Genomic DNA, 23,808 nt, shown 5'->3' with positions numbered 1-23,808 from the left:
AATATTCCCCCCCGTATTACGGATAAAAAAGCGAACCTCTCTGGCTCGCTTTTCCTCCTATTATTTCTTCTTCACTGGTATCCAAAGCTCAACTTGAGCGAACTCACTTTTATCTGCATGGCAACGCTCATCGTATTGTTCAAACTCTGTAACTCCGCAATGTTCATATCCTGAATGCGGAAACCATTCTGAGAATACTGCATTCCACGTTTGGTGAATAGACGATACCATTTCTTCATGAGGAACTTTTGGCGTTGTAAATACTGCATATGTCGCCGCAGGGAATGTACGCTTTGCAACTGCATTTGGTACATTTTCAAAGTCTGTAACTTCCATTCCGATAATATAAGTGAAGTCCCCTGTTTCTAAATTAAAATCAGTACATAATCCAAGTTCTACCCATTGGCTCGTATCTTTACGATTCGGAATCGTCGTTCCAAGATCTTTTTGTAAATATTCTTGCCAAAATACTGGGATATCTTGATGGTTTTTTCCTTCTTTACTTGTCGTCTTCAGCTCATAACCCGCCATTAAAAATTCTGGTTTATTTACAATACGATATTCCATTTGTATGCCCCCTAAATATGGATTTAATTTTCTTTGTTTTACATTCACTCTATAATACATTGGTGTTTCAATTTCTTGTTTTCGATATTCACTTGGTGTCATTTGAAATAATTTTTTAAAGGCTCTCGTGAACGTTTCGTGAGATTGAAAGCCATGCTCAAATGCGATATCAATAACTTTTTCATCCGTATGAGAAAGTTGATAAGCTGCCCGGGCTAACCTCCTCTTTCGAACATACTCCATTACTGTATCGCCTACTAACGCCTGGAATACACGATGAAAATGCGACTCAGAAAAACCTGCAACACGTGCTAAATTACGCAGCGTTTGTTTTTCCATTACATCTTCCTCAATATAATCAATTGACCTTTGAATTTGTGTTTCATAGCTTTCCATCTCTGTTCACCCGCCTTATATGTATTATGATAAAAGAGAATCCTATCCAATTCTTGACGTTTTTTACTATAATTCCATAAAAAAATGTAACTTTTTTATATGTATTTCGTTGTTATATATGAAGGGAGGGAAATGTAGTGAAACGCAAACAATCATTAGAAGAAATTTACTCAGAGCATATGCAAGATTTATTTCGCTATCTTCTCTCCCTAACCGGAGATTCTCATAGTGCTGAAGATCTCATGCAAGAAACATTTTACCGGATGCTCGTCCATATTGACTATTATAAAGGAGAAGAAATTAGGCCGTGGTTATTTACAATCGCCTACAACGCCTTTATCGATTGGTACCGAAAAGAAAAGAAGTATAAAACAACGCAAATTGAAGAATTCCATTTACCAAATGTGCCAAGTACAGAGCACTCTTATTTCGTAAAACATGAGATTGCGAGTTGGTTAGACAGCTTATCTTCCCTTCCCCTTGAAAGACGAAATGTCCTGCTACTACGAGATTACTACGGATTCTCGTATAAGGAAATAGCAGAAATGACTGGTCTCACACTAGCGAAAGTAAAAATTGAGTTACACCGAGGAAGAAAAGAAACGAAAAGCATAAAGGAGTGATACAGATGGGTTGTGCAGAGTTTAAAAAACTGTGGACGAAATACGAAAAAGGAACGCTCACACATGACGAACAAGAAAAGTTAGAAAGTCATATTGAGACATGCAAAGAGTGTGAAGTGCATTTGGATGAGTTGCTTGCGAAGACCGAACCCGTTAAGAAAAGGTTACCGCCAAAAGATCTTAAAGTTCCTTTTTGGAGGATTAAGTGGAAACATCGATTACAAACAGTTGGTTTTATACTAGCAATTTGTATCGTTATATATATGATTGGCGGGGTATTATCTGCCTTTTACTTTCAAGCTGATAATGATAAAAGGCTAAAAGAAATAAGAGATGTTCCTTCTCTTGCGCTTGAAGCAACTATCCCAAATAGCCGCGTCATGGGGGGCGGAACAAGTGTAGAAGCTTTCTTTCGAACAAACAGCCAATTTGATTTAGTCAAAACGATTGGTAAAAAAGAAATGCCACTCGGTACAATAGAAACGAACAGCTTCTTATCTTCTTTAAATATCACACATAAATCTTGGGTGAACATGCACTATCAACCGAACATCCACTTTGTTCATCCAAAAATAAAACAAGGTGATTATTTGAAAGAAGCATCTAAAAAGGTTTGGGATACACTTGCAAAGGTACATGAGGGAACCGTTGCAGAAGTAGCAATATCTTTTGACAAACCTTACACTTTACAGGAATTAGAACCACTTTTATATGGCGTATTCGAAGCACAAGAACTCCCTCCAACTCCTGTATGGTACGCCTTAGATACGGGACAAGAAAGAATAAACGAAGAAGATTTCATCCTATCTGGGGACGAATTTATAGGATTTCCAGAACATATAGGATTCCTTGATGATGAAACAGAAAATCTGAAAACACAAGAGGCTAAAGTTATTGAAATGATGCGTATTCTTTCTGCGCATGAAAAAACTGTAAGTAAAGTTGCTATGCTACCTGAGGGTCAGCTGAACTTAGATAAACGTTATAAATATGTAAAAGATAACGGCGTAAAAGTATACGGCATTGTCATTACTGGGCCGTCGAAAGAATTATTAAAATTACAAAACTCCCCGCACGTACGTTATGCGACTCTTGGAGATATTGAGGTTTGGAATTGGTTTGATTAGTGAAAATAAAAAGGTTGCGTAGAAAATAGCAGCTATTTTCTACACAACCTTTTTAATAATTTAAAACCTATATTTCACTAACAGAATCCGTGAATAAAGCGTGGAATACGTTAACTTCCCCCATACGTAAACATTCCGTTTCTATATCAGGAATTGTAGTTCTAGCAACCTCTCGTTCTACTCTTACAAATCCTTTTGTATTCATTAGTTTTTCAAATTTACAAATGGTATCCATTTCTATATCAATGATTTCAAAAGCCCACTCTCTTAACTCTTCATCATATGTTGTTTTTAATACGTAGTAATAATAATATTTATCAAGTAAGCTAACAAAAACCCCTAAATCAAGGCGCTCGCCTCTTGATTTTCTTATCCAATCAATATCATCATTTAACATCGGTTCTTTTCCGTTTAGTAACACATTATATTCTAGACAATTATATAGGTTTAAATCTGTATAGTCTGACACGTGATAATCACAAAATGTTGACTCGATTAAAGACAAAATTTCCTTTTGAGAGCTTTCGTTTTTTATAAAACTCTCTTTTAAGGATACAAACTTTTTATGCTCTTTGGACTCCTCGTACAATCCCTCTTCTTTCACAATATTTTTCGGAAAGAATTTGTAAACTGTTTCTTTTAATTCACTCATCATTTCAGGTTTTGCCGTTTTAACCATTCTGTAAATCCTCCTATGCTAAAAAGAATTCTCACCGCAATAAAGAATTATAACCTAAATATGTTATTAATTAACAAATAAATTATATTAAAATAAGCAATATGATTCAATTCTGTTTTTTAAAAATTTTTCTGTTATAATGGATGATTCCGAACATTTTCTTTATCATAATATGAAAATTACAACAAAAAACGACAAAAATCTTTAAATTACCTTAAAAAATATAACAATCCATATATAAAGAACGAAAGATTCTAAAGCGATTATTGAAAAATATATTATTTTTGTCACATTAAAAATTAGTACTTTTTTCACAAATTATTTTTGATGGAAAACTTTATAAAAAATTTTTTTTACTATAAAAGGTATTTCTCTGGTAAAATATTATAGTCTCGTAAAAATGTAACACATTTCCATACGAACAACCCTTTAAAGCGAAAAGGTGTCATCATAATTGATGACACCTTTTCCTATTACAAATAAACTAATTAGAAATCACTTTCACATACATCCCTCTTATCGCCTTTTCATAAGCGATATCGCTCATCTGTCTTATTTTTTCCGATACAACAGACGATCGAACAACTTCACCTTCACGAAGTAATGGAGGATCAATAAGACGCACTTTATTTTTCTGATGTAGATCATACTCATTTCTATCTTCTTTTACTTCTATACTTGGATGAACTTTTCTTAATAAAGCATCTACTTCTTGATCTTTACATAGCCGCAATTTCGTAATAAGCTCATGATCTTCAAGAAGAAAATCATCTGGATGGATTATCTTTTTATGAAGAGCTAATTTTAACGTCTTAGCTAACATATCGTTTCCATAAATATTCATTGGTTTCATAAAGAAATCAATTACTTCTTTGTAATACGTCTTCGTAAACCATTCTGCAATTTCAATATTTTGAAGAACCATTTTCCCATCTACTTCGATTAAGTCCTCTAAAAAACTATGAACTTCTTCTAAAGAAATATATCCATATGTAAACATATCCCGTAATGTGTAATCCACTCGGTCTGCACATAATTCTGGCGCAGATTTTTCAAGTAATGTCCACTTCGAATCATCTAACAAAATATCTTCATAGTTATAACCATGTTTTGAAAGAATCGCCGGGATTTCCGAGTTTTTCACGACAGCACTAAATATTTCTTCATGATAACTTTCATTTTCGTTATCAAAAACATAATCAATCACATGAGAAAAAGCAGTATGCGATACGTCATGCAGTAAACCAGCAATCTGTTCTTCTACTGAACCACCAAGCTTTTTAATTAACAACATAGCACCAACTGAATGATCAAAACGTGTTACATTCCATTTCTCATTCATTAAGTAACTTGCTCCGGCTTGATGAACCCCTTTCAGCCTTTGTACAGGTTTACTTAAAATTAATTCTTCTAACACTTTATCTACTTTAAACTCACCGTATATGACATCTGATATGATCACTTAAAATCCCCCTTTTCGAGCAGAGTCTTCTATTTGTTTTAATTCATTTGTTTTTATTGAGCGCTCCTTATATGGAGCCTTTTTTCATTTTTAAAAATAGAGAGCACTCAGCTCTCTATTTCACAATCCTATTCAAATGTAACTTCAACCTGCACAATCTCGGATCTACTTCCCAGTCTAAGCGGTGGTCCCCAGAATCCAAACCCAGAAGAAACAATTGCGTGTAATGCACCTTTTTGTGCGTATCCCCAGTCTAGTTCGTACATTCTTCTCGTCACAATATGGTTCGGCGCCATTTGTCCGCGGTGCGTGTGACCGGATAATAATAAATCAACGCCGGCGTCCGCTGCTTGTTTTAATTCAAATGGCTGGTGATCCATTGCAATAACAGGAAGCGATTTATCTACCGTACTCATTAGATTTTCAAAGCTTTGACGATCACGCTCTGTTTTATCTCTTCTTCCAACGAGATAAAAATCATCTTCAATTGTAATGACTTCATCTAAAAGAATACGAATATCAATCTTATCCATCTCTTGTAAAAACTCAGGAACAGCTCGGCCGTAATATTCATGGTTTCCTAACACACCATATACGCCTAATGGAGCTTTCATCTGTTTCATGATTGGCCCCATATTTTTTTGAATGAATACACCCGGATGATCGTCGATAATATCACCAGGCAGTAAAATAATATCTGGTTTCATTTCATTTACATGACGAACGAGTCTCTTTAAATGAGCAACTCCAGACAGTTTACCGAAATGCATATCAGAGGCCATCGCAATGCGTAAACTTTTACGTCCCTCTACTTTTTTCGGTATGTGCACTTCGTACTTTCTTACTACTGGACTATATGCGTTGAATACTCCATATGCAAAGATAAAGATGAATACGAGTAAAACGACCGTTCCTGTCCAAATAATTGCCGTCTCTTTCTCCACTGAAAACTGTAATAATAAGACGGCAATATCGGCTAACGGCAATAACATAAGCGCGTATTGTATAACCGCAAACCAAATTGAACCGACCGTTCGCAGGAAAGGAAGGAATTTAAACACTTGTACGAGAATGTACGCATATGAAATAAATCCGACTATGAAAGCGTAATATCCCCAAGATTCCCAGCCGAACACCGTACTGAGCCAAACCCATCCGTTCCAGCCGATGTAAAACATGAGTAGTGTGTATACAATTAAAATAGTGAATATATTGAGATAACGAAAATTTTTCACTGCTAGCCTCCTTATTGATTTCTTCTATTATATCTTGTTATGTGCCAATAACGTAAATATTAAGCATTCCAAACGGACCGTAATAAGCTGCTTTATCTGCTACAGCACAAAGTTATTTTTACAGGTTTTCTTTATAGTAACCTGCTATTTATGATCCTCTTGCATTAAATCGGACATTTTTTTGTAACTGATATATTAAAACCACCTTTTCTTAGAATTAGTTTTTTTCGGTCTATAATCCGTATATCCTTTTTTATACACCTTATAATATCCATCTACAAAAACCGCCGCGTCCGGAATCCATCCTATCCCTCCAACAGCTTTACTACCAGTGAATAGCGCTCCTTTGACCGCTGATTTCGCTATATTTTTCATTATTTTCACTTAATTATAAGAACTACTTTTTATAAAATCCCACTGGCTATACCAACACACCTACATAGAAAAACAGTCTGCAAGAACGGTAAGTGGTGAGTAGTTTACTGACGAGAAGATTCATAGTCAAATATAATACATGATAGTATTACCAAAAATACTACACCACTATATTGTATAGCAAGAGGAATACCATTTAAAACAGACGCTAATATGTCTGTAAATGTAACAATACAAAGTAGTGTAAGTATCGTTAACATAAGTGCAGCTGAAAATAAGAAACCTTGTTTGATACATTTAAAAATCCAGCCGATTCCAATACATATTAAAATTATACGTACTGGATACTTTAAAAGTATCGAAAATAAATTATCTACACTATTAAAATTCATCATCAAATTCACCAAGATCACTTTCTGGATTTTTTATTATTTTAACGCTAGTTTTTATATGTTTGTTTATTTCCTTTGTATACTGCCTATCCAAAACATAAGCATTTTCTATTAATCTAACGCCCACAAATGCTTTGAGACCTAATTTTAACCTGCTTTTCTAGCAGCTTTATTCACATATTCCTTGTTATAGGCTGGCCTATTTTGCTGTTTATAATTATATTTACCTGTAGAATACCAAAGATAAAACCCTGCGTATAAAGACAACCCTTTCTCTTAACATTGCAATTCTCTTTAAACGTTCGCTCACATTTATCCCCTCATGTATTAAGTAACTCAACATAATACAGCGTATCATCCGTCTGAAAATACATAACAGATCCGCGGCTATAATAAGTAACAAATTGAATTGTCTCACCTAGTTCATTACAAGGATTACTATCATACACATGATTATTGTTTAAATCATAAACAACCAACTTTTTATCTTGAGTAATGAATACTACTTTATCTTGAGCAACCGCAAAACTTTCCGACCATATTTCCCTAATTAAATTTATTTCATTCCATGACATATGAATTTTTTTATCTTTCATTTGAACTAAAGGAAATTCTGAATAATAATAGAGCCAAACGTCTCCATCTATAACGTTCATTGCATAACAATCATCTATAGGAGGTACATTAAACCTTTCTACATATTGATCATAATTATTAAAAATCAAGTGACCTGTAGAGTCAAAAGCAACTATCCCGTTTACTCCAATTGGGCACTCTCCGAAAACCCCTTCATCACAATAACTAACCCATATATCTTCATTCACATCAACCTGACAATCTTGAATCCCTTCGCCGGCATAAAACTTACAATGTTCACTTCCGTCCGAATTATAAATAACCGCATTATCATCTTCATAATTAAATATAAGTAACCATTTCTCTCCGATTCGTTGCATACATCGCACAGATTCAACATCGATATCTACGTTTAAATTGAATTTACTTATATTCACATTATTTTTATCCAAATAAATAATACAAGATCGATTCTGATTGTCTTGTACTAGTAACATTACATTTTGTTTATAATCCAAACTCATTTTTTTAAATTGATAAGCTTCAACAATATCCTTAAAACTTACTACCTCTTTACATACAATATCTTTCATATAGATGAAAATCCTCTCATTGATTCTAAACATAAAAAATAAGCGTCAAACTTCTATACTTTTAATAAGTTTGACGCTCGCTCTCAATTGTTATTTTAAATACTACCCTTTCATTCTCCTAATCCCACTCCCAGATTGGTGCGGCAGAAAAACCTTCAAGACTCATTTCCATTAAATTTAAAAGTATTTAAAAATGAAGAAAGCTGACTTTTAATACTAAGTATATATTCATGGAATTCATATATATAACAACTTAGCGTGCTATCTCCTTCAAGCTCTTTAAAACTAACTGAAATTTTGAAAGATGTATCAATATCCAAGTGACAAGTTAAAGATAACTCATTTGATTCTGATTTAAAATGTACTGTTCCAGATCCCAAGGTATATATTTTTTGAAGGTCTTTGTAAAAGTGATATATATCATTATTGTCAAAATAAAATGATGTCGTTTTCACTTTAAAACCAGAACAGCCTAGTTCACATTCTCCTTTGAAATAAGCTCCACCAAAATAACTATCTCCTTCATTTGCAAAGTCAGTTATAACAACCTTGATGAAATTATCATCCTGCTCGCCTATATGGAAACATTCCATTGTTTATACCTCCTACACATATCAGCTTAGTTAGTAAATAACTAATTTAAACTATACTTGCAAAACTTATAAATGCATAAGTTTTGCTAATCTCTTATTGGTAATGAAAGTGTCTGACCTTTTTTCACGTTAGAATTATAATGATAGTATAGCGTTTATCCTTATGTTTTTATAGCCAACAAAATATTCGTTTCCCTTTAACAGCATATATTGTTTGATCCCTTGAAAAAATATACTCAAATTGAATAGGATTTCCATCGCTATCTACTGTTAACAGCGTTTCTAATTTTTTATTTACAAGTGAATATGTATGTATTTGATTGTTATCTACACCAAAAATAATATAATTTTTTACTTTTAAATATAGTGATGTATGATTCAATGTTGTTTCATACAGAATAACTTGTTCGCATCGTTCTTTATTAATCTGTGTGAATGTATACGTTCCTTGCTCGTTATAGTAAGACATTAAAATATCACCTGTCTTCTGTATATGTATCGCTGTACAATCACAAATAGATTGCTTTATTGAATTATTAAATTCATTAGTAATTAAATCGCCATTCTTAGAGAAAATAGCTAATCCGCTCTTTTCAAATTTATTAATATCATATATATTTTCCCAATCTATCGAATCAAACTCTTCATCTGAAATAAACAATTCCTCTACAGAAGTAAATATACCTTCTTCACTATACCCAACCAATAAATGTTCTTCTTCATCAACTTGAAAATACTTTATTCCATTTCCTAAGTAATATGAAGCAACGATGTTTCCTTTTTTATCAAAAATTGTAGCCGTTGTATCTTCCTTTTTCTCAACGAAACTTTTAACCAAAATCCAATTTTCTCCTAAAGGTTGAATGAAGTTAAAATATTGATTATTTTCTATAGTATATTGTTTCAAAACGCCAGATTTCAACGAGTGTATAATTTTATAATAATAAGTTTCTGTAACCTTTTTATCCAATACTAAAATTATAATATCTTGTTTATTTCCCGTTGTAATGCAGAGAATTTCCCCTTCTACACATGAAAAATCCATCCGCTGATTAAATACTAGTTTTCCCACAACTAACAAACCTCCAATGAATCAATAATAATCTAATTCCTATCACTCCTGGAAACCTTCTTTTTATTTATACCTTTACAATCGATCCAAGCTGCTTCCCATCACTGAATGTTGCTGTTACAGACTTTATTTCTTTTCCATTCTCTACAACTTTAACACTTATACGGTTTCTAAAACTATCATATGTGCAAGATTTACTTCTTCCATTTTGTAATGTCGCGTTTAAAATGTTAGTGCAAATGAATTAAAATATTTTCTTATACGAATAAACATCAAACAAGGTGTACTATCTATCTTATTTGCGATGAATGAATAATGGAAATACAAGAAATTAAACCCATAAAATAACTTTCCTTCATTACCTATTCCCCTTAATATACCGATCAGTAGCATCAATTTTTCCCTGAAAATCCTTATCCCAAAAACAAAAAAATGCAGCCCCTATACATATTCATATAGGGACCGCACCTTATTATTAAATAACAAAATCCTCTGGAATAAACACTTTCACTTCTCTCGGATGTACGTATACAAACTCACCTGTTTGAATGCCTAGCTGTCTAAACTGTTCTTTACTAATTTCTGCTTCTAGATACTCATCTGTTCCGTCGCGCTTCAATTCTACATATACGACAGGGCCAACTGCGTGAGAGTATGTTACTTTCGCCGGGATGGCATCTATACTTTGTTTCGTACGATCGATTGATAAGTGATGTGGTCTTACGTATCCCACTCCGTCTACGTTTGAAACGTGCTTATGCTCTGGTGCTTCTAATTCCACCGATCCTACATTTAGTTTACCTTTATGAACGCGGCCGTGAAATAAATTCACGTTTCCTAAAAAGTCATATACGAACGGACTTGCTGGTTTTTCATATACTTCTTCCGGCGTTCCCATTTGTTCAATGCGTCCTTCATTCATTACAACGATGCGGTCCGCAACGTCTAACGCTTCTTCTTGGTCATGCGTTACGAATACGCTCGTAATTTGAAATTCGTCATGTAGTTTCCGGAGCCATCTTCGCAATTCTTTCCGCACTTTTGCATCAAGTGCACCAAACGGTTCATCTAGCAATAAAATTTTCGGTTCGACTGCAAGTGCCCGGGCTAGTGCGATACGTTGGCGTTGTCCGCCAGATAATTGCGCTGGATATCGTTTTGCAAAACCATCCATTTTTACTAGTTTCAATAGTTCTGTTACTTTTTCTTTTATTACTTCAGCTGAAGGTCGTAAGTTTTTCTTTCTTACTTTTAAACCGAAAGCGACATTTTCAAATACATTCATATGTTTAAAAAGTGCATAGTGCTGGAAGACGAAACCGACTTGCCTGTTTTTCACGTGAATATCAGTTAAATCTTCTCCATCAAATGAAATCGAACCTCCATCCGCTTCTTCTAGTCCTGCAATAATTCGTAATAACGTCGTTTTCCCAGAACCTGATGGGCCTAATAAGGCAACAAGTTCTCCTTTTGGAATATCCAAATGAATGTCTGTCAGCGCTTGAAATGTACCATATTGTTTTGATACATTTTGAATTTGAATACTCATCGCACTCACTCCTTATTGTCGTTTTTCCATTCTCCATTCAATCCAGTTTTTTATAACGAGCGTAAAAACTGCGATGAGTGACATTAAAGTCGCCACAGCGAACGCTGCTGAAAATTGATATTCATTGTACAAAATTTCAATATGAAGCGGCATTGTATTTGTCATGCCGCGCACGTGACCAGACACAACGGAAACTGCTCCGAATTCACCAATGGCCCGGGCGTTACATAAAATCATGCCGTATAATAGACCCCATTTTATATTTGGCAATGTGACGCGCCAAAACATTTTCCAGCCGCTTGCGCCAAGTGATAGAGCTGCTTCTTCTTCACTTTTCCCTTGCGCCTGCATAACCGGGATTAATTCACGCGCAACGAACGGAAACGTAACAAAGATCGTCGCAATGATAATGCCAGGGACAGAGAAGATGAGCTTTATCCCGTGTTCCATTAACCATCCGCCAAAGGCTGCACGAGGTGTAAAAAGTAAAACGAATACTAATCCTGCGATAACTGGTGATACAGCAAACGGCAGTTCAACAAGAGATAATAATACTTGCTTTCCTTTAAACTGAAACTTCGTAATAAGCCAAGCTGCTGCTATTCCGAATATCGTATTCAGCGGTACAACAATTAATGCAACGAGAAGTGTTAACCTGATTGCCAAAAATGCTTCTTGATCTGTTACAGCGGCAATATATACATCAATTCCTCGTTCGAATGCTTTCATAAAAATTGTCACGAGCGGCAGTAATAGAAAGAGAGATAAAAATAAAATTGTTATCGTAATGAATAGAATGGGTACAAATTTAGATTCTTTTTTAACTGATACGCTTTTTACTATTTTCTTTTCTAATAATGTTGGTTCCATTTTCTCCCCTCCTATTCGCTTTTCAATTCATGCCTTCTGCTCCAAGTTTGAATCATATTAATAAATAGTAGGAAAAGGAGAGAAATAATAAGCATCACAGCCGCTACAGCTGTTGCGCCTGCATAATCATATTGTTCTAGTTTCGTCATAATCATAAGCGGTGCGATTTCTGTTTTCATCGGCATATTACCTGCAATGAACACGACAGATCCATATTCCCCTAACGCCCGAGCAAAGGCGAGTGAAAAACCAGCAAGCAAGGCCGGGAATATTTCTGGCAAAATGATTTTTACAAATATTTGAAAGCGTGACGCCCCTAAGCTAGAAGCTGCTTCTTCTACTTCTTTATCAATACTTTGCAGCACTGGTTGCACCATTCGCACGACAAATGGTAAGCCAATAAACGTAAGCGCCACAATAATGCCGAGCTGGGTAAAAGCTACTTTTATATGAAACACACTAAATATTTTTCCAATAAATCCATTTTCCGCATAAAGCGTCGTAAGTGTAATACCAGCTACAGCAGTCGGAAGAGCGAATGGTAAATCGATTAGTCCGTCTAATAACCGCTTCCCTGGAAATGTGTAGCGAACGAGTACCCAAGCAATTAATAAACCAAAAATGGCATTTATGATTGCCGCTGCAAGTGAAGTTGTGAAACTTACTTGATACGAATGCAACACGCGCTCACTCGTTATAACCCCAGCAAACTTCTTCCAACCTAGCTGCGAAGTTTGAATAAATACGATAGAAAGTGGTATAAGTACGAATAAACTCATATATAGCATTGTAAATCCAAGAGATAATCCAAACCCTGGTAAGACACGCTTCTTCCTCATATAACGTCACCTCATCCCCCCTTATTTTTTATACATTTGATCGAATACGCCGCCATCATTAAAATGCTTTTCTTGTGCTTTTTTCCATCCTCCAAATAGTTCATCAACTGTAAATAATTGAACTTTCGGAAATTGTGATGCGTACTTTTCTGCTACTTTTTCATTACGAGGGCGATAAAAGTTTTTCGCCGCAATTTCTTGCCCCTTTTCTGAATACAAATATTCAAGATATCCTTCTGCTACTTTTTTCGTTCCTTTTTTATCAACGACTTTGTCTACAACTGCTACTGGCGGCTCGGCAAGTATACTAATCGAAGGTGTTACAATTTCAAATTTATCTTTTCCAAGTTCTTTTTGTGATAATAACGCTTCATTTTCCCAAGCGATTAACACATCACCAATTCCTTTTTCAACGAAAGTCGTCGTTGCCCCGCGTGCTCCTGAATCTAGTACTTCCACGTTTTTATAAATTTGACCGACAAACTCTTTCGCTTTATCTTCACTATTGTTATATTTCTTCAGTGCATATCCCCACGCCCCTAAATAGTTCCACCGTGCTCCCCCAGATGTTTTCGGGTTTGGTGTAATGACAGACACACCTTTTTTCGTTAAATCATCCCAATCTTTAATTCCTTTCGGGTTTCCTTTTCTCACAAGAAATACAATCGTTGATGTATACGGAGTAGAATTATCCGCAAGTCGCTTCTGCCAATCTTCTGCTAGTTGTTTCTTCTTACTAATCGCGTCAATATCATAAGCGAGCGCTAGTGTTACAACGTCTGCTTCTAAGCCGTCAATAACGGAGCGTGCCTGACTTCCAGATCCCCCGTGTGATTGCTTTACATTTACTGTTTGACCATGCTTCTCTTTCCAATACTTCGCAAAGTCTTTATTGAAATCCTGATATAACTCACGCGTTGGATCATATGAAACATTTAAAAGTTCGACTGTCTTCTTATCTGCACTTCCTTCAGAATTGTTAGTGGATGTTGCCGAACCACACCCTGACAAAAGGACAAATGCTGATAATAAAACACCTGTACTTTTCATTAATGCTGTCTTACTCCACTGTTTCATATATAAAGCCCCCTTAGTTTGTACAATAGAAAAAGGCACACAATCTATTCACAAAAGTGAACGTTGTGCGCCTTCAGTTTCTCTGATGAGCTTCTATTGTATTCTGTTTGATTTCTTTCCATTTTAATTCCGTAATTCACATGTGTCAACTTGGAATTTGGAATTATTATATAAGAAACTTCCTACAAGCTAAAAATCAGCGGGAATAGAATCCCACTGATTTTAGTTTCGATTTATTTCTTTAACTTATCTGTCTTCGCAATAAATTGAGCTGCTTCTGCGCGGCTTACCGATTTATCTGGAGCCCATCCATTATCTGTTCCAACTGAAATATTTTCTTGGATTAAAATGTTCGCATACTTCGCGCCCCAATGATTTTTTAAGTCCGCAAATTCTTTTGGTAATTTAATATTTTCATTTCTTTCTAATTTATATGCATTTACTAGCATAGTAGCCATTGATGCACGGTTAATTAGTCCACTCGGATTGAAGTTACCCTGCTCATCACCTTTTACAATACCAGCTTTTTCAACTGCTGCGATATAAGGTGTAGCCCAATGATTTTGAGCATCGCGGAATGATGGCTTCGCATCTTTATTAATTTCTAACCCTAAAACAGTAGCTAATATTTTTGCTGCTGAACCACGATCGATATTTTCAGCTGGTGCAAATGTACCATCTGGCTTACCGTGTACTGCCTCTTTGTCTACTAAATATTGAACTGACTCTTGTGCCCAAGTCGGTACATCTGAGAACTTAGATTTTTTTTCAATTGCACTCGCATCGATTTCAAACTGCACTTGATATTTATGATCATATTTAATTGCTGGAATTAATATATGCATTTGCATATTATATTTTTTCGAGAACTCATCGATTTCAAATTGAACAACTTTCGTACCATTATTTGTTTTATCTTCAGAGATCACTTTCACATCATGGAATGTCCCTAATTTATTAGTATCTTCTACTTTAAGATACTGGAAATAGCTACTATCTTGCACTGTTAACGTAACAATTTTTTTGTCACCTTGAATTGTTACTTTTGCATTTTTTAAATACGTAGAAGCAACAGATGTTTCATTCGTTTGATCTTTATACGTTTTTAAAATAACGTCATATGTACCATCTGCAAGTTTACTAGCTGCCTTCATTTCAATCACATCTGCTTTTGCAATTGGCGCATTGAAACCACTTAGTGGAACTGCTAAAGTTGCGGCTATAACGAATGCATTAATATATTTTTTCTTAATCATTATCAACATGACATCTCCCTTTATATAAATATACCCAACATAACTATCATATTGATAATGATTATCAATGTCAAATAAAAGATTAAACAAATACTCCTATTTATTACACAAATATGCTTTCCGATCATTTTTAAACAATAAATAATGAGCAGTATGCACTTTTCTCTCTAAATAATCTAATGAATACGTACCCGATGGATCCACTAAATCCCCAATTGCCCCTGAAAGGTGATCAATTACCTTTTGCAATGTTTCTAAGTTCTTCTTTTCATTCTTCATATTCATTTCATCCATAATGTCACAAATAAGATATTGTACTTTCCGTAAGCGTAATTCCTTCTGCTCCATACATATCTCCTCCTTATTAGTCATATTACGGTTTAAATATATGGGCTTATAGCTTAACCAATTCTAAAAAATAACGTGAAACTTTAATGAGTAGGGATTTTGTCCATCCAAACTAATCCAGCTTTTTTGGACAAAAAGATATCCATCTCTATACATGTAGTCATAGTGATGGATATCTTTATTTTTATACTTGCAATGCCTTCTCTCTCAAAGCTCTTCTTAACAATTTACCAGTTGTATTCTTCGGCAATTCTGTTAAAAACTCAATGCTCATTGGCACTTTATATTTCGCTAAATGTAACGTGCAGTAATGCATAAGCTCTTCTTCTGTTACGCTCGTTTGCTTCAGAACGACGTAAGCTCGCACTGCTTCTCCTAAGTTTTCATCCGGTACACCAATTACGACAACTTCAGCCACAGATTCGTGAGTATATAATACTTCTTCTACTTCACGAGGGTATACGTTATAACCACCAACTAGGACGATATCTTTTTTGCGATCGACGATATAGAAGTAACCTTCTTCATCCATTTTCGCTAAGTCACCTGTATATAGCCAGCCGTCTTTAAGTGTCGCAGCTGTATCTTCTGGCGCATTATAGTAACCCTTCATAACGTTAGGTCCGCGAACAATTAACTCCCCAACTGCACCAACAGGTACTTCTTCCCCAAGTTCGTTCACAATTTTATTTTCTACGTGCCAAATATTTGTACCAATCGAACCTGGTTTACGAGGACGATCTAATGGATTAAAACAAGTAACTGGTGATGCTTCTGATAAACCGTATCCTTCTGAAACGATAACGTCAAAACGTTTTTCAAAGTTTTGCAGAAGCGCAACAGGCATTGACGCACCACCTGAAATACAAAGACGAAGCGTCTTCACATCTTCTGCGCTTGCTTCTTCGAATAAATATAAATAATTGTACATTGTCGGTACACCAGCAAAAATCGTTGGTTCGTACGTGCGACAAATACGGAATACTTCTTTCGGACTAAATTTCGGTAACATTAAAATAGTCGCCCCGTTCACAATCGGCGCATTGACCGCCACTGTTAAGCAAAATACATGGAACATCGGCAGTGCCGCAACGACGCGATCGTCCGCAGTATATTGTAAATACGACGCCACATCGCTTGCATTACTATATAAATTTTTATGTGTTAACATAGCGCCTTTTGGCTTTCCAGTTGTACCTGAAGTGTATAAAATAACAGCTACATCTTCTTCATCTAGTTCAGGACCTTCGTAAGTTACATCTCCAGTTCCTACAAAACTAGTAAACGTTTTCATTTTTTCAGTTTCTGTATGAGTAAAATCTGATGAGGTTTCGCATATGATGATATTTTCAAGTGAAGGAAGTCTTGTTGTAAGAGATTGTATAACAGGTAGAAGGACGTCGAGTACGATGATTGTTTTTACATCTCCATTTTGTAATATGTAATGTATTTCGTCTGCTGTATAAATTGGATTAATCGGAATGACAGTTGCTCCAGCTTTCATCGTTCCGTATAAACCGACTAAAAAATGTGGTGAATTGCCTACAGCTAATGCGACATTGTCCCCTTTTCCAATGCCCATTTTTGCTAAATTGCTAGAAAACCTAGTGACCACTTTGTTTAATTGGTCATACGAGACCGACTGATCCATAAATATGTATGCCGGTTTATCCCCCTTATTTTTTGCCGTTTCAGCCAAAGATTGAACGAGATTCACACAAATCCCACCTTTATAAAATTTAGAATATTTAAAAATTCTAAATTAATTATATTAAAAGAAAATTAAAGTAGCAAGTGATATTCTATTAATCGAATATACATAAACCACTTTCTTCCAGAATACTTTAGTAAGATACGAGAATTATATGTAAAAAAAACAGGTACAAACATATAGTTAAACTATAGCTAAAATCATTTTAGGATAATATGCACTCATCTTCTCTCTAAGTTTTTCAACTTCCTCTTTATTTAAAGCCGTATACTCTCCATACAAATTGAGAGCGTCCGCTCCATTTTCATGCAAGTAGACTGTAACATATAATGTCGGCAATCCTTTATTGTCCCCATCTATCGACAAGACAAGATCTGGCGTTTTACAAACGGTACTAAACGTTTCATTTCTTTTCCATTTCTTATTTTGAAACATAGTTTGTATATCATCTATCTTTCGTTTTTTATCTGTATGCGTATAATATATGACATTATCCTTCGCTGGCTTTCCAATAGATAAAAGTGTGCGACTTGAGGACGTTTCATCGTTACAAGCTGTCATCCCTATAACGAAGCTGATCAATAATATAAAGTGTATTATCCTTTTTATTTCGATCACCCTCCTTTTAGTATATATATTCCTTTATACGGAGCAGATGTCCTGTAAATATACGTTTTACGGTAAGTGAAATTATATCGGCGATTTTTCGAATATATCGAACGTAACTCGAAATATATCAGCGATTTTTAAAATATATCGACTTACCGACAAAACGTGACAATCTACGCAAAAAAGAGGCTGCCCGTTACGGCAGCCTCCCTCATTTTTAGAAGAATAAATGTAAGAAATCTTCTGTTGTAATATTACCGAAGTAGCGTACGATATCTACGCCTTCTAAAGCTACAGTGAATGTATCTTTATCAAATTGTACGCCTGTTAGACGCTCTTCAATGTCATGAACATCTAGTGATCCGAAGAAGTCACCGTAAATTTTACATTCTGTTACTGTTCCTTTTTTCACTTCAAGACGAACGTCAACTTGTCCAACTGGGAAGCGGTGTGAATGTTGTAAGTTGAACTTCGGAGATTTTCCGTAGTTCCAATCCCAATTTTGGTAGCGCTCTTCAGAAAGTTTATGGATTTCTTTCCAATCATTTTCTGTTAATTCGTACGTTGGAATTTCTGTTTCACCTTCGAAAATTGTTTCTAGAAGAAGTTGTCTAAACTCTTCTGTCGTCATTTTTTCGTTTAAGAACTCTGTAATGTTCGCAACGCGGCTACGGATTGATTTAATGCCTTTTGATTGAATCTTATCCATTTTCACTTTTAACGCTGATACAACGTGATCGATTTCAGAGTCAAATAGTAACGTACCGTGACTGAACATACGACCTTTCGTTGAGAACTGCGCGTTACCTGAAATTTTTCTACCTTCAGCTAAAATGTCGTTACGACCACTTAGTTCTGCATTTACGCCTAATTTACCAAGCGCTTTCGTTACAGGCTCTGTGAACTTTTTGAAGTTGCTGAAACTATCTCCATCATCTTTCGTAATAAAGCTGAAGTTTAAGTTTCCTAAATCATGATATACTGCGCCTCCGCCTGATAGACGACGAACGACATGAATACCTTGTTCTTTTACGTAATCTGCATTAATTTCTTCTACTGTGTTTTGGTTTTTACCAATGATAATCGAAGGTTTGTTAATGTAGAACAGTAAATATGTTTCGTTAATATCTAAATTCTTCACACAATATTCTTCAATTGCTAAGTTTATTCTAGGATCTGTAATCCCTTTATTATCAATAAATAACATCGTATCACCTCATGAGTTCCAAATGTAGCCACTATGCGCTAGCGTAATATGGCCACTGAAAATTTGTTTTGCTTCTGTTACTAAATCAGATGGGTTTCCTGTATGTGGTAAGTGCGTTAATAAAAGTTCTTTTACATTCGCAGTTTTCGCAATACTTGCTACTTCTGTACTATTCATATGCCCTGCTTTTGCAGCCTCTTGATGTGCATACATATTACACTCACAAATGAAAAGATCAGCATCTTTTGTGAATGGAATAAATTCAGGAATATAACTGGAATCAGCGCTATATACTACGACGTCATCGCCAGCTGTAATACGCATCGCAAAGCATGTAACAGGATGAACAGTTTTTAAGAATGAAATGGAGAACGGTCCAACTTGAAGTGTTTCTTCTGGGTTGTACGCGATTCCTTTCGTATGCGGTTCATGTGTTAAAGAACGGAATCCATTCTCATCAAACGTATGACCGTATATTGGTAATTCCGGTAGTTGTCCTTTTGTCGCACTCATAATTAATCTTGCATATTGCAATACCCCAATGTCTGCAACATGATCGTGATGATAGTGCGACAGTACAACTGCATCTATATGAGATGGTGTTATATATTTTTGAAGCTGTGCTAGTACACCACTGCCACAGTCTACAAGTAAACGAAAACCATCGTGTTCAAACAAATACCCCGACGTTGCTTCTCCCGCTTCTGGAAAGCCGCCCCAAAAGCCGACAACAGTCATCTTCATATGTATCCATCCTTTCTAAAACCGCGTAGGAATGCCGTTTTTCTCCGTACTTGAGAAAGTTTTTTACTTACATCCTACATTGTTAACTATAATCCATTTCCTAAACTTTTTCATTAATTTTCACTTTTGTTATAAAACAGTTGTTGACTTTTGTTTTTTGTACTAATACAATGATAGTAAGAAATGGAAATGGAGGGATTGACATGATCGATCAACCAATGGAGTTTTTCCGAAATTTACCGACGAAAACTTGTGCTCATTGCGGGAAGGAAATTGATGAGCAGCACGAAGCATACCATAACAAATGTGACGATTGCGTTCACGAAGAATAGTAGTTTGTAAACATAAAAAAACCTAGCAGACATAGTCTACTAGGCTAATAACATCTTATCCTTCATCGTTGAACCTTTCACCAAGAGCTCCAGTTCAAACTCATATAATTCTTTTTGTCGATAATTTTTCGTATGGATTTTATCCATCATTAAGTCGACAACTTTTCGGGCCATCTCGTCGATTGGTTGTTCAATTGTCGTAATACCTGGCTCTGTAATCTGCGCTAAAATTTGATTATCAAAACCGATCACAGCGAGATCTTCTGGAATACTCCAACCATGGCGTTTCGCCTCTGAGATAATTCCAGCTGCAACCTCGTCGCCTCCTGCCAAAATCGCGGTAGGATTTTTTTTGTCCTTTAATACTTCATTGAATATTCGTTTTCCATCATCCCAAGAGAAAGCGTTTTCAAGAAAATCGATCGCTTCCACTTCTCTACTCTTTTCAGTAATAGCGCGTAAAAAGCCCATTTTTCGCTGTTGGCTCACTACTTTCGTTTCGTTGCCACGGCAAAAAATCAGATTACGATATCCTTGTTCTAATACATGATTGGCAGCTATGTATGCACCCTGTGCATGATCGAACTTCACTGTTGGAACATTTGCTTCCTCAATATATTCATTACATAACACGATTGGACCGTGTTGCAAGTATGGCTCCACATTCTCCCATGGATTTTCTAGTGAACATAGAATAATCCCATCTACTTGTTTCGTAGATAATAATTGTAAATACTCCATCTCTTTTTCCGGTAAATATCTTGTTTGACAAATAATCAGTTTATATTTATGTTCAGAAGCAGCAATCTCGATTGCTTCAATAAATCTACTAAAAAAAGGATTTGTAATCCTTGGAACAAGCACCGCAATTGTTTCTGTTTTTTGTTTACGAAGCCTTCTCGCCGCAGAATTAGGAACGAAGCCTAAATGCTTCATTGCTAATTGAACCCTTTTCTTCTTCTCATCTGAAACATATGGATGATTATTGATCACCCTAGAAACCGTTGTCCTTGATAACCCCGCTAATTTCGCCACGTCCTCGATAGTCGACACGAAATTTCCCCCTTTGCATGAAAACGTTTTCTTATCCTGATTATATAGTATATTATTGGAAACTGCAATATAGGTTCTTATGATTTTACTATATTAATATTATACATAGGGAAAAGTCTGTTAATGGCAGGGAATTACACACTACTTTTAGAATTTCACAATAAGAATATTTATAAAATAAAGGATGATATTTCATGAATCGGACGGATCGTTTATTAGCTATATTAATTGAATTACAAAGAAAACAAACTGTCACAGCACAAAGCTTAGCTGAAAAATTCGAGACAAGTATACGCACTATTTATCGAGATATGGACGCACTCAGCGAATCCGGTGTTCCCATTTTTTCAATGCCTGGTCACGGCTATTCATTAATGGATGGTTATTTCTTACCACCCATTCAGCTTACGCCAGAAGAGGCCGTTACTCTTTTATTGGGCGGTGATTATATTGAGAAAGCTTTCACCTCTTCTTTTTCTGTACATGCGCAATCAGCAAAAGAGAAACTTGAGATAGTCCTCCCTACTGATCAACAAAAGAAAATTGAGGAATTGCGAGGAACTTTCCGTTTCCTTTCTCCTATATTTTCAAACCAGCAAGCCGAGCAAGAAAAACTAGAGAGCCAACTTTTCTTGTTACAAGAAGCTATTCAAAGAGAGCAATCTATCTCTTTTTCGTATCGTAAACCGAGAGAAACTACAAAAACAAAACGTACCGTTCATCCTTACGGTTTAGTCAACATTTCTGGAATTTGGTACATCGTTGCTCATTGTTTACTGCGAAAACAAATACGTAATTTTCGCTTAGACCGTATGGATACATTACAGCAAGAACAAGAATTTTTTACAAAACCGAAGGACTTTTCTTTACAAGACTATCAACCTGAAAACAATCGTACTGTTACGATCCATTTATTATTCCCAGCCCACATTGCACATAAAATTATTGAATCACGATACTTTTTTATAGATTCATACGAGCATAAAGATAATGATTTTCACGTCTTTTTGAAATCAAGAAGCATAGACGAAGTATTTCAATGGGTATTAAGCTGGGGAAGCCAAGTGCAAGTACTAGAGCCAAAAATTCTTTCTGAGAAAATATATGATGAAGTAAAAAAAATGTTAAAACTTTAATTTTTCATTTTACTACTGACATAATGTTGTCAGCATCCCTCCTTTATTGTAGGTATTAACAAATACATTTTCTTAAAAAGGGGATAACAATATGAACAGTACTACCACTTTAGAGAAATTTGAAAGTTTAGCAACGTATTACTTAGAGGAATTAGAAAAGTACTCTCTTGAACAATTTAGGACAAAACCTTCTGCTGAAGAATGGTCTCTCGGTCAAATGTATAATCATTTACTTTCGGCTACGTATATGCAATTAGATGCAATCGAGAAATGTAAAACTGAAACACCATCTGTAGCTAACAAAAAAACGGATATGGGTGAAAAAGTATATATAATGGGGGCTTTTCCTGACATACAAATAAAAGTGCCAGATTATCCGGGATATACACCCGAAAATCGAACTACTAAAGAAGAAGTACAAGAACATTTTCTGGAGTTAATTACAATTGTTAAAGACATTAAACCAACACTTACTTCTATTCCAAATGATTGTAAAGTAGAGCATCCTGGGCTTGGTTACTTAAATGCGACAGAGTGGTTCCAGCTTATTTCTATGCATTTTGCACATCATCTTCGTCAGAAAGAAAGATTGGAGATAAAAGTTTTAGTGTAAAGAATGATAAAAGGTGGTTTGTCCATATCCAAACCACCTTTTTCATACAAGCTTATAATTATACTTCCCACCTATCCTTACGCTTTAGATATTTCCTGCATAAACCCAGCCATGCTCGCTAATAAACTAGTGAAAACGAAAAGTACAATAATAAGAGGGATAAGTTTGTCTTTATTTAAATTCGTTATCGTTTTTAAACCTATTCCTAATAAAACGTAATACCAAATATTAAATATATCTATTCTTTGAGCAATTGTATGCAAGATCATATTATCTGTCGCTATTGCACCTAAACCTGTATAAGATATCTCATACCCACTTAGAGAAAATGCAATTAATCCGTTTAAAATCATCCCTAATCTTAATACAAACGAAGCATAAATGATTATTGGGAATGTTTCTTTATAGTTAATATCAACTCCAAAGAAAATCATAATGTTCTTATAGAATATAGGTGCAAAAAGTATAGCTACGATTCCACTGACTGCTGAAAATCCAAATGTAGTAAAGAAAGTTATGTATTTCGGAGCAGTAAATCCCGTTTTATCATGAAACATACTGAGTGCAGGATTATTTAAAGAATTCCAAGACATTAAGGCACTTGAAATTATAATAAGCACAATTAAAAGAGCTAACGGGAAAAATATATTTCTTTGATTCTTCATCCTTTTGAATTGTAGTGTTGGTGAAGTGAATATCCCAATAATCGATGGTTTTCCCGAAATCTCTTCATGCATAAGACTACTAGCTTGCAAGAAAATTCCCCTTCCTTAT

26 protein-coding genes and 1 pseudogene are annotated in these 23,808 nt (G+C 35.2%); 5 read left to right on the top strand and 22 right to left on the bottom strand.

The features are described from left to right. Positions 1 to 60: 60 nt before the first annotated feature. On the bottom strand, positions 61 to 963 hold the full coding sequence (locus tag MR155_RS11250) for an AraC family transcriptional regulator (RefSeq protein ID WP_219301589.1): 903 nt from the start codon (positions 961 to 963) through the stop codon (positions 61 to 63). Between the two features lie 137 nt (positions 964 to 1,100). Here MR155_RS11250 and MR155_RS11245 point away from each other — a divergent pair, with 137 nt between their 5' ends. Both MR155_RS11245 and MR155_RS11240 read left to right on the top strand, forming a co-directional pair. After that, positions 1,101 to 1,586, top strand: coding sequence for an RNA polymerase sigma factor (locus MR155_RS11245; protein ID WP_242309814.1), 486 nt, complete (start codon positions 1,101 to 1,103; stop codon positions 1,584 to 1,586). Positions 1,587 to 1,591: 5 nt separating this feature from the next. Beyond that, positions 1,592 to 2,713: an anti-sigma factor gene (locus MR155_RS11240; RefSeq protein ID WP_242309811.1), complete on the top strand. Its 1,122-nt coding sequence runs from the start codon at positions 1,592 to 1,594 to the stop codon at positions 2,711 to 2,713. 67 nt (positions 2,714 to 2,780) lie between these two features. On the opposite strand, the gene MR155_RS11235 is transcribed toward MR155_RS11240, so the two are convergent. The 19 genes and pseudogenes from MR155_RS11235 to MR155_RS11150 all read right to left on the bottom strand — a co-directional run bounded on the left by MR155_RS11235 (position 2,781) and on the right by MR155_RS11150 (position 19,900). Then, positions 2,781 to 3,392 carry a hypothetical protein gene (locus tag MR155_RS11235; RefSeq protein WP_219301585.1) on the bottom strand — a complete coding sequence of 204 codons (612 nt, stop codon included), beginning with the start codon at positions 3,390 to 3,392 and terminating at the stop codon, positions 2,781 to 2,783. A 484-nt stretch (positions 3,393 to 3,876) separates the two neighbouring features. Beyond that, on the bottom strand, positions 3,877 to 4,854 hold the full coding sequence (locus tag MR155_RS11230) for an HD domain-containing protein (RefSeq protein WP_242309808.1): 978 nt from the start codon (positions 4,852 to 4,854) through the stop codon (positions 3,877 to 3,879). A gap of 128 nt (positions 4,855 to 4,982) precedes the next feature. Next, complete coding sequence (locus MR155_RS11225) at positions 4,983 to 6,089, bottom strand: metallophosphoesterase (RefSeq protein ID WP_242309804.1); 1,107 nt, start codon at positions 6,087 to 6,089, stop codon at positions 4,983 to 4,985. A gap of 195 nt (positions 6,090 to 6,284) precedes the next feature. Continuing rightward, the gene (locus MR155_RS11220) at positions 6,285 to 6,464 is read right to left on the bottom strand and encodes a hypothetical protein (RefSeq protein WP_235702226.1); all 180 of its coding nucleotides are present in this window, start codon (positions 6,462 to 6,464) and stop codon (positions 6,285 to 6,287) included. Between the two features lie 104 nt (positions 6,465 to 6,568). Continuing rightward, the gene (locus tag MR155_RS11215) at positions 6,569 to 6,859 is read right to left on the bottom strand and encodes a hypothetical protein (RefSeq protein ID WP_215587437.1); all 291 of its coding nucleotides are present in this window, start codon (positions 6,857 to 6,859) and stop codon (positions 6,569 to 6,571) included. A 317-nt stretch (positions 6,860 to 7,176) separates the two neighbouring features. After that, positions 7,177 to 8,025 (bottom strand): hypothetical protein, encoded by an 849-nt coding sequence (locus tag MR155_RS11210; RefSeq protein WP_242310039.1) that lies wholly within the window; start codon positions 8,023 to 8,025, stop codon positions 7,177 to 7,179. A 155-nt stretch (positions 8,026 to 8,180) separates the two neighbouring features. Then, positions 8,181 to 8,618, bottom strand: coding sequence for a WapI family immunity protein (locus tag MR155_RS11205; protein ID WP_088038821.1), 438 nt, complete (start codon positions 8,616 to 8,618; stop codon positions 8,181 to 8,183). 169 nt (positions 8,619 to 8,787) lie between these two features. Continuing rightward, positions 8,788 to 9,690: a hypothetical protein gene (locus MR155_RS11200; RefSeq protein ID WP_242309801.1), complete on the bottom strand. Its 903-nt coding sequence runs from the start codon at positions 9,688 to 9,690 to the stop codon at positions 8,788 to 8,790. Between the two features lie 88 nt (positions 9,691 to 9,778). Then, positions 9,779 to 9,919 (bottom strand): annotated as a pseudogene (locus MR155_RS32230) (Wall associated protein); the annotation flags it as partial. Between the two features lie 246 nt (positions 9,920 to 10,165). Continuing rightward, the gene (locus MR155_RS11195; protein WP_002125843.1) at positions 10,166 to 11,239 is read right to left on the bottom strand and encodes a sulfate/molybdate ABC transporter ATP-binding protein; all 1,074 of its coding nucleotides are present in this window, start codon (positions 11,237 to 11,239) and stop codon (positions 10,166 to 10,168) included. Positions 11,240 to 11,251: 12 nt separating this feature from the next. Further along, positions 11,252 to 12,109 carry a sulfate ABC transporter permease subunit CysW gene (gene cysW, locus MR155_RS11190; RefSeq protein WP_242309798.1) on the bottom strand — a complete coding sequence of 286 codons (858 nt, stop codon included), beginning with the start codon at positions 12,107 to 12,109 and terminating at the stop codon, positions 11,252 to 11,254. Between the two features lie 11 nt (positions 12,110 to 12,120). Then, positions 12,121 to 12,948 carry a sulfate ABC transporter permease subunit CysT gene (cysT, locus tag MR155_RS11185; RefSeq protein ID WP_242309795.1) on the bottom strand — a complete coding sequence of 276 codons (828 nt, stop codon included), beginning with the start codon at positions 12,946 to 12,948 and terminating at the stop codon, positions 12,121 to 12,123. Between the two features lie 21 nt (positions 12,949 to 12,969). Next, positions 12,970 to 14,025 carry a sulfate ABC transporter substrate-binding protein gene (locus MR155_RS11180; protein ID WP_002011197.1) on the bottom strand — a complete coding sequence of 352 codons (1,056 nt, stop codon included), beginning with the start codon at positions 14,023 to 14,025 and terminating at the stop codon, positions 12,970 to 12,972. A gap of 233 nt (positions 14,026 to 14,258) precedes the next feature. Then, on the bottom strand, positions 14,259 to 15,281 hold the full coding sequence (locus MR155_RS11175; protein ID WP_242310037.1) for an S-layer homology domain-containing protein: 1,023 nt from the start codon (positions 15,279 to 15,281) through the stop codon (positions 14,259 to 14,261). 96 nt (positions 15,282 to 15,377) lie between these two features. Continuing rightward, positions 15,378 to 15,629: a hypothetical protein gene (locus MR155_RS11170; protein WP_002134875.1), complete on the bottom strand. Its 252-nt coding sequence runs from the start codon at positions 15,627 to 15,629 to the stop codon at positions 15,378 to 15,380. Positions 15,630 to 15,813: 184 nt separating this feature from the next. Beyond that, the gene (locus tag MR155_RS11165; RefSeq protein WP_219301563.1) at positions 15,814 to 17,346 is read right to left on the bottom strand and encodes a fatty acid--CoA ligase family protein; all 1,533 of its coding nucleotides are present in this window, start codon (positions 17,344 to 17,346) and stop codon (positions 15,814 to 15,816) included. 177 nt (positions 17,347 to 17,523) lie between these two features. After that, complete coding sequence (locus MR155_RS11160) at positions 17,524 to 17,949, bottom strand: hypothetical protein (RefSeq protein ID WP_242310035.1); 426 nt, start codon at positions 17,947 to 17,949, stop codon at positions 17,524 to 17,526. A gap of 217 nt (positions 17,950 to 18,166) precedes the next feature. Beyond that, a complete protein-coding gene (locus tag MR155_RS11155; RefSeq protein WP_002134871.1) occupies positions 18,167 to 19,156 on the bottom strand; it encodes a lipoate--protein ligase in 990 nt (329 codons plus the stop codon). 9 nt (positions 19,157 to 19,165) lie between these two features. Beyond that, on the bottom strand, positions 19,166 to 19,900 hold the full coding sequence (locus MR155_RS11150) for an MBL fold metallo-hydrolase (protein ID WP_242309792.1): 735 nt from the start codon (positions 19,898 to 19,900) through the stop codon (positions 19,166 to 19,168). A gap of 203 nt (positions 19,901 to 20,103) precedes the next feature. Here MR155_RS11150 and yhfH point away from each other — a divergent pair, with 203 nt between their 5' ends. Beyond that, positions 20,104 to 20,232, top strand: a complete 129-nt coding sequence (gene yhfH, locus MR155_RS11145) for a protein YhfH (RefSeq protein WP_000567010.1) — start codon at positions 20,104 to 20,106, stop codon at positions 20,230 to 20,232. 39 nt (positions 20,233 to 20,271) lie between these two features. On the opposite strand, the gene MR155_RS11140 is transcribed toward yhfH, so the two are convergent. Continuing rightward, positions 20,272 to 21,285, bottom strand: a complete 1,014-nt coding sequence (locus MR155_RS11140; RefSeq protein WP_098167236.1) for a LacI family DNA-binding transcriptional regulator — start codon at positions 21,283 to 21,285, stop codon at positions 20,272 to 20,274. Between the two features lie 194 nt (positions 21,286 to 21,479). Between MR155_RS11140 and MR155_RS11135 the strand changes: the two genes are divergently transcribed. Both MR155_RS11135 and MR155_RS11130 read left to right on the top strand, forming a co-directional pair. Further along, positions 21,480 to 22,421 (top strand): helix-turn-helix transcriptional regulator, encoded by a 942-nt coding sequence (locus MR155_RS11135; RefSeq protein ID WP_242246134.1) that lies wholly within the window; start codon positions 21,480 to 21,482, stop codon positions 22,419 to 22,421. A gap of 91 nt (positions 22,422 to 22,512) precedes the next feature. Further along, a complete protein-coding gene (locus MR155_RS11130; protein ID WP_242309790.1) occupies positions 22,513 to 23,034 on the top strand; it encodes a DinB family protein in 522 nt (173 codons plus the stop codon). A gap of 77 nt (positions 23,035 to 23,111) precedes the next feature. On the opposite strand, the gene yknW is transcribed toward MR155_RS11130, so the two are convergent. After that, entirely contained in the window at positions 23,112 to 23,789 is a 678-nt protein-coding gene (gene yknW, locus MR155_RS11125; protein WP_219301552.1) for a YknW family membrane protein, read from the bottom strand. Positions 23,790 to 23,808: the final 19 nt, after the last annotated feature.

This window comes from Bacillus cereus group sp. BfR-BA-01331, assembly GCF_022663915.1.
GTDB classification, from domain to species: domain Bacteria; phylum Bacillota; class Bacilli; order Bacillales; family Bacillaceae_G; genus Bacillus_A; species Bacillus_A mycoides.
The sequence above is the reverse complement of the archived record's forward strand: the minus strand, read 5'-3'. Positions and strand labels throughout refer to the sequence as shown.

What these genes read in the sequence shown, in the direction of transcription:
- MR155_RS11220 (WP_235702226.1), bottom strand. Translation starts at nt 6,464, where the DNA reads ATGAAAAATATAGCGAAATCAGCGGTCAAAGGAGCGCTATTCACTGGT.
- MR155_RS11180 (WP_002011197.1), bottom strand. Translation starts at nt 14,025, where the DNA reads ATGAAACAGTGGAGTAAGACAGCATTAATGAAAAGTACAGGTGTTTTA.
- cysT (WP_242309795.1), bottom strand. Translation starts at nt 12,948, where the DNA reads ATGAGGAAGAAGCGTGTCTTACCAGGGTTTGGATTATCTCTTGGATTT.
- MR155_RS11130 (WP_242309790.1), top strand. Translation starts at nt 22,513, where the DNA reads ATGAACAGTACTACCACTTTAGAGAAATTTGAAAGTTTAGCAACGTAT.
- MR155_RS11175 (WP_242310037.1), bottom strand. Translation starts at nt 15,281, where the DNA reads ATGATTAAGAAAAAATATATTAATGCATTCGTTATAGCCGCAACTTTA.
- MR155_RS11155 (WP_002134871.1), bottom strand. Translation starts at nt 19,156, where the DNA reads ATGTTATTTATTGATAATAAAGGGATTACAGATCCTAGAATAAACTTA.
- MR155_RS11240 (WP_242309811.1), top strand. Translation starts at nt 1,592, where the DNA reads ATGGGTTGTGCAGAGTTTAAAAAACTGTGGACGAAATACGAAAAAGGA.
- MR155_RS11205 (WP_088038821.1), bottom strand. Translation starts at nt 8,618, where the DNA reads ATGGAATGTTTCCATATAGGCGAGCAGGATGATAATTTCATCAAGGTT.
- MR155_RS11215 (WP_215587437.1), bottom strand. Translation starts at nt 6,859, where the DNA reads ATGATGAATTTTAATAGTGTAGATAATTTATTTTCGATACTTTTAAAG.
- MR155_RS11170 (WP_002134875.1), bottom strand. Translation starts at nt 15,629, where the DNA reads ATGGAGCAGAAGGAATTACGCTTACGGAAAGTACAATATCTTATTTGT.
- MR155_RS11150 (WP_242309792.1), bottom strand. Translation starts at nt 19,900, where the DNA reads ATGAAGATGACTGTTGTCGGCTTTTGGGGCGGCTTTCCAGAAGCGGGA.
- MR155_RS11235 (WP_219301585.1), bottom strand. Translation starts at nt 3,392, where the DNA reads ATGGTTAAAACGGCAAAACCTGAAATGATGAGTGAATTAAAAGAAACA.
- yhfH (WP_000567010.1), top strand. Translation starts at nt 20,104, where the DNA reads ATGATCGATCAACCAATGGAGTTTTTCCGAAATTTACCGACGAAAACT.
- MR155_RS11210 (WP_242310039.1), bottom strand. Translation starts at nt 8,025, where the DNA reads ATGAAAGATATTGTATGTAAAGAGGTAGTAAGTTTTAAGGATATTGTT.
- MR155_RS11135 (WP_242246134.1), top strand. Translation starts at nt 21,480, where the DNA reads ATGAATCGGACGGATCGTTTATTAGCTATATTAATTGAATTACAAAGA.
- MR155_RS11195 (WP_002125843.1), bottom strand. Translation starts at nt 11,239, where the DNA reads ATGAGTATTCAAATTCAAAATGTATCAAAACAATATGGTACATTTCAA.
- cysW (WP_242309798.1), bottom strand. Translation starts at nt 12,109, where the DNA reads ATGGAACCAACATTATTAGAAAAGAAAATAGTAAAAAGCGTATCAGTT.
- MR155_RS11250 (WP_219301589.1), bottom strand. Translation starts at nt 963, where the DNA reads ATGGAAAGCTATGAAACACAAATTCAAAGGTCAATTGATTATATTGAG.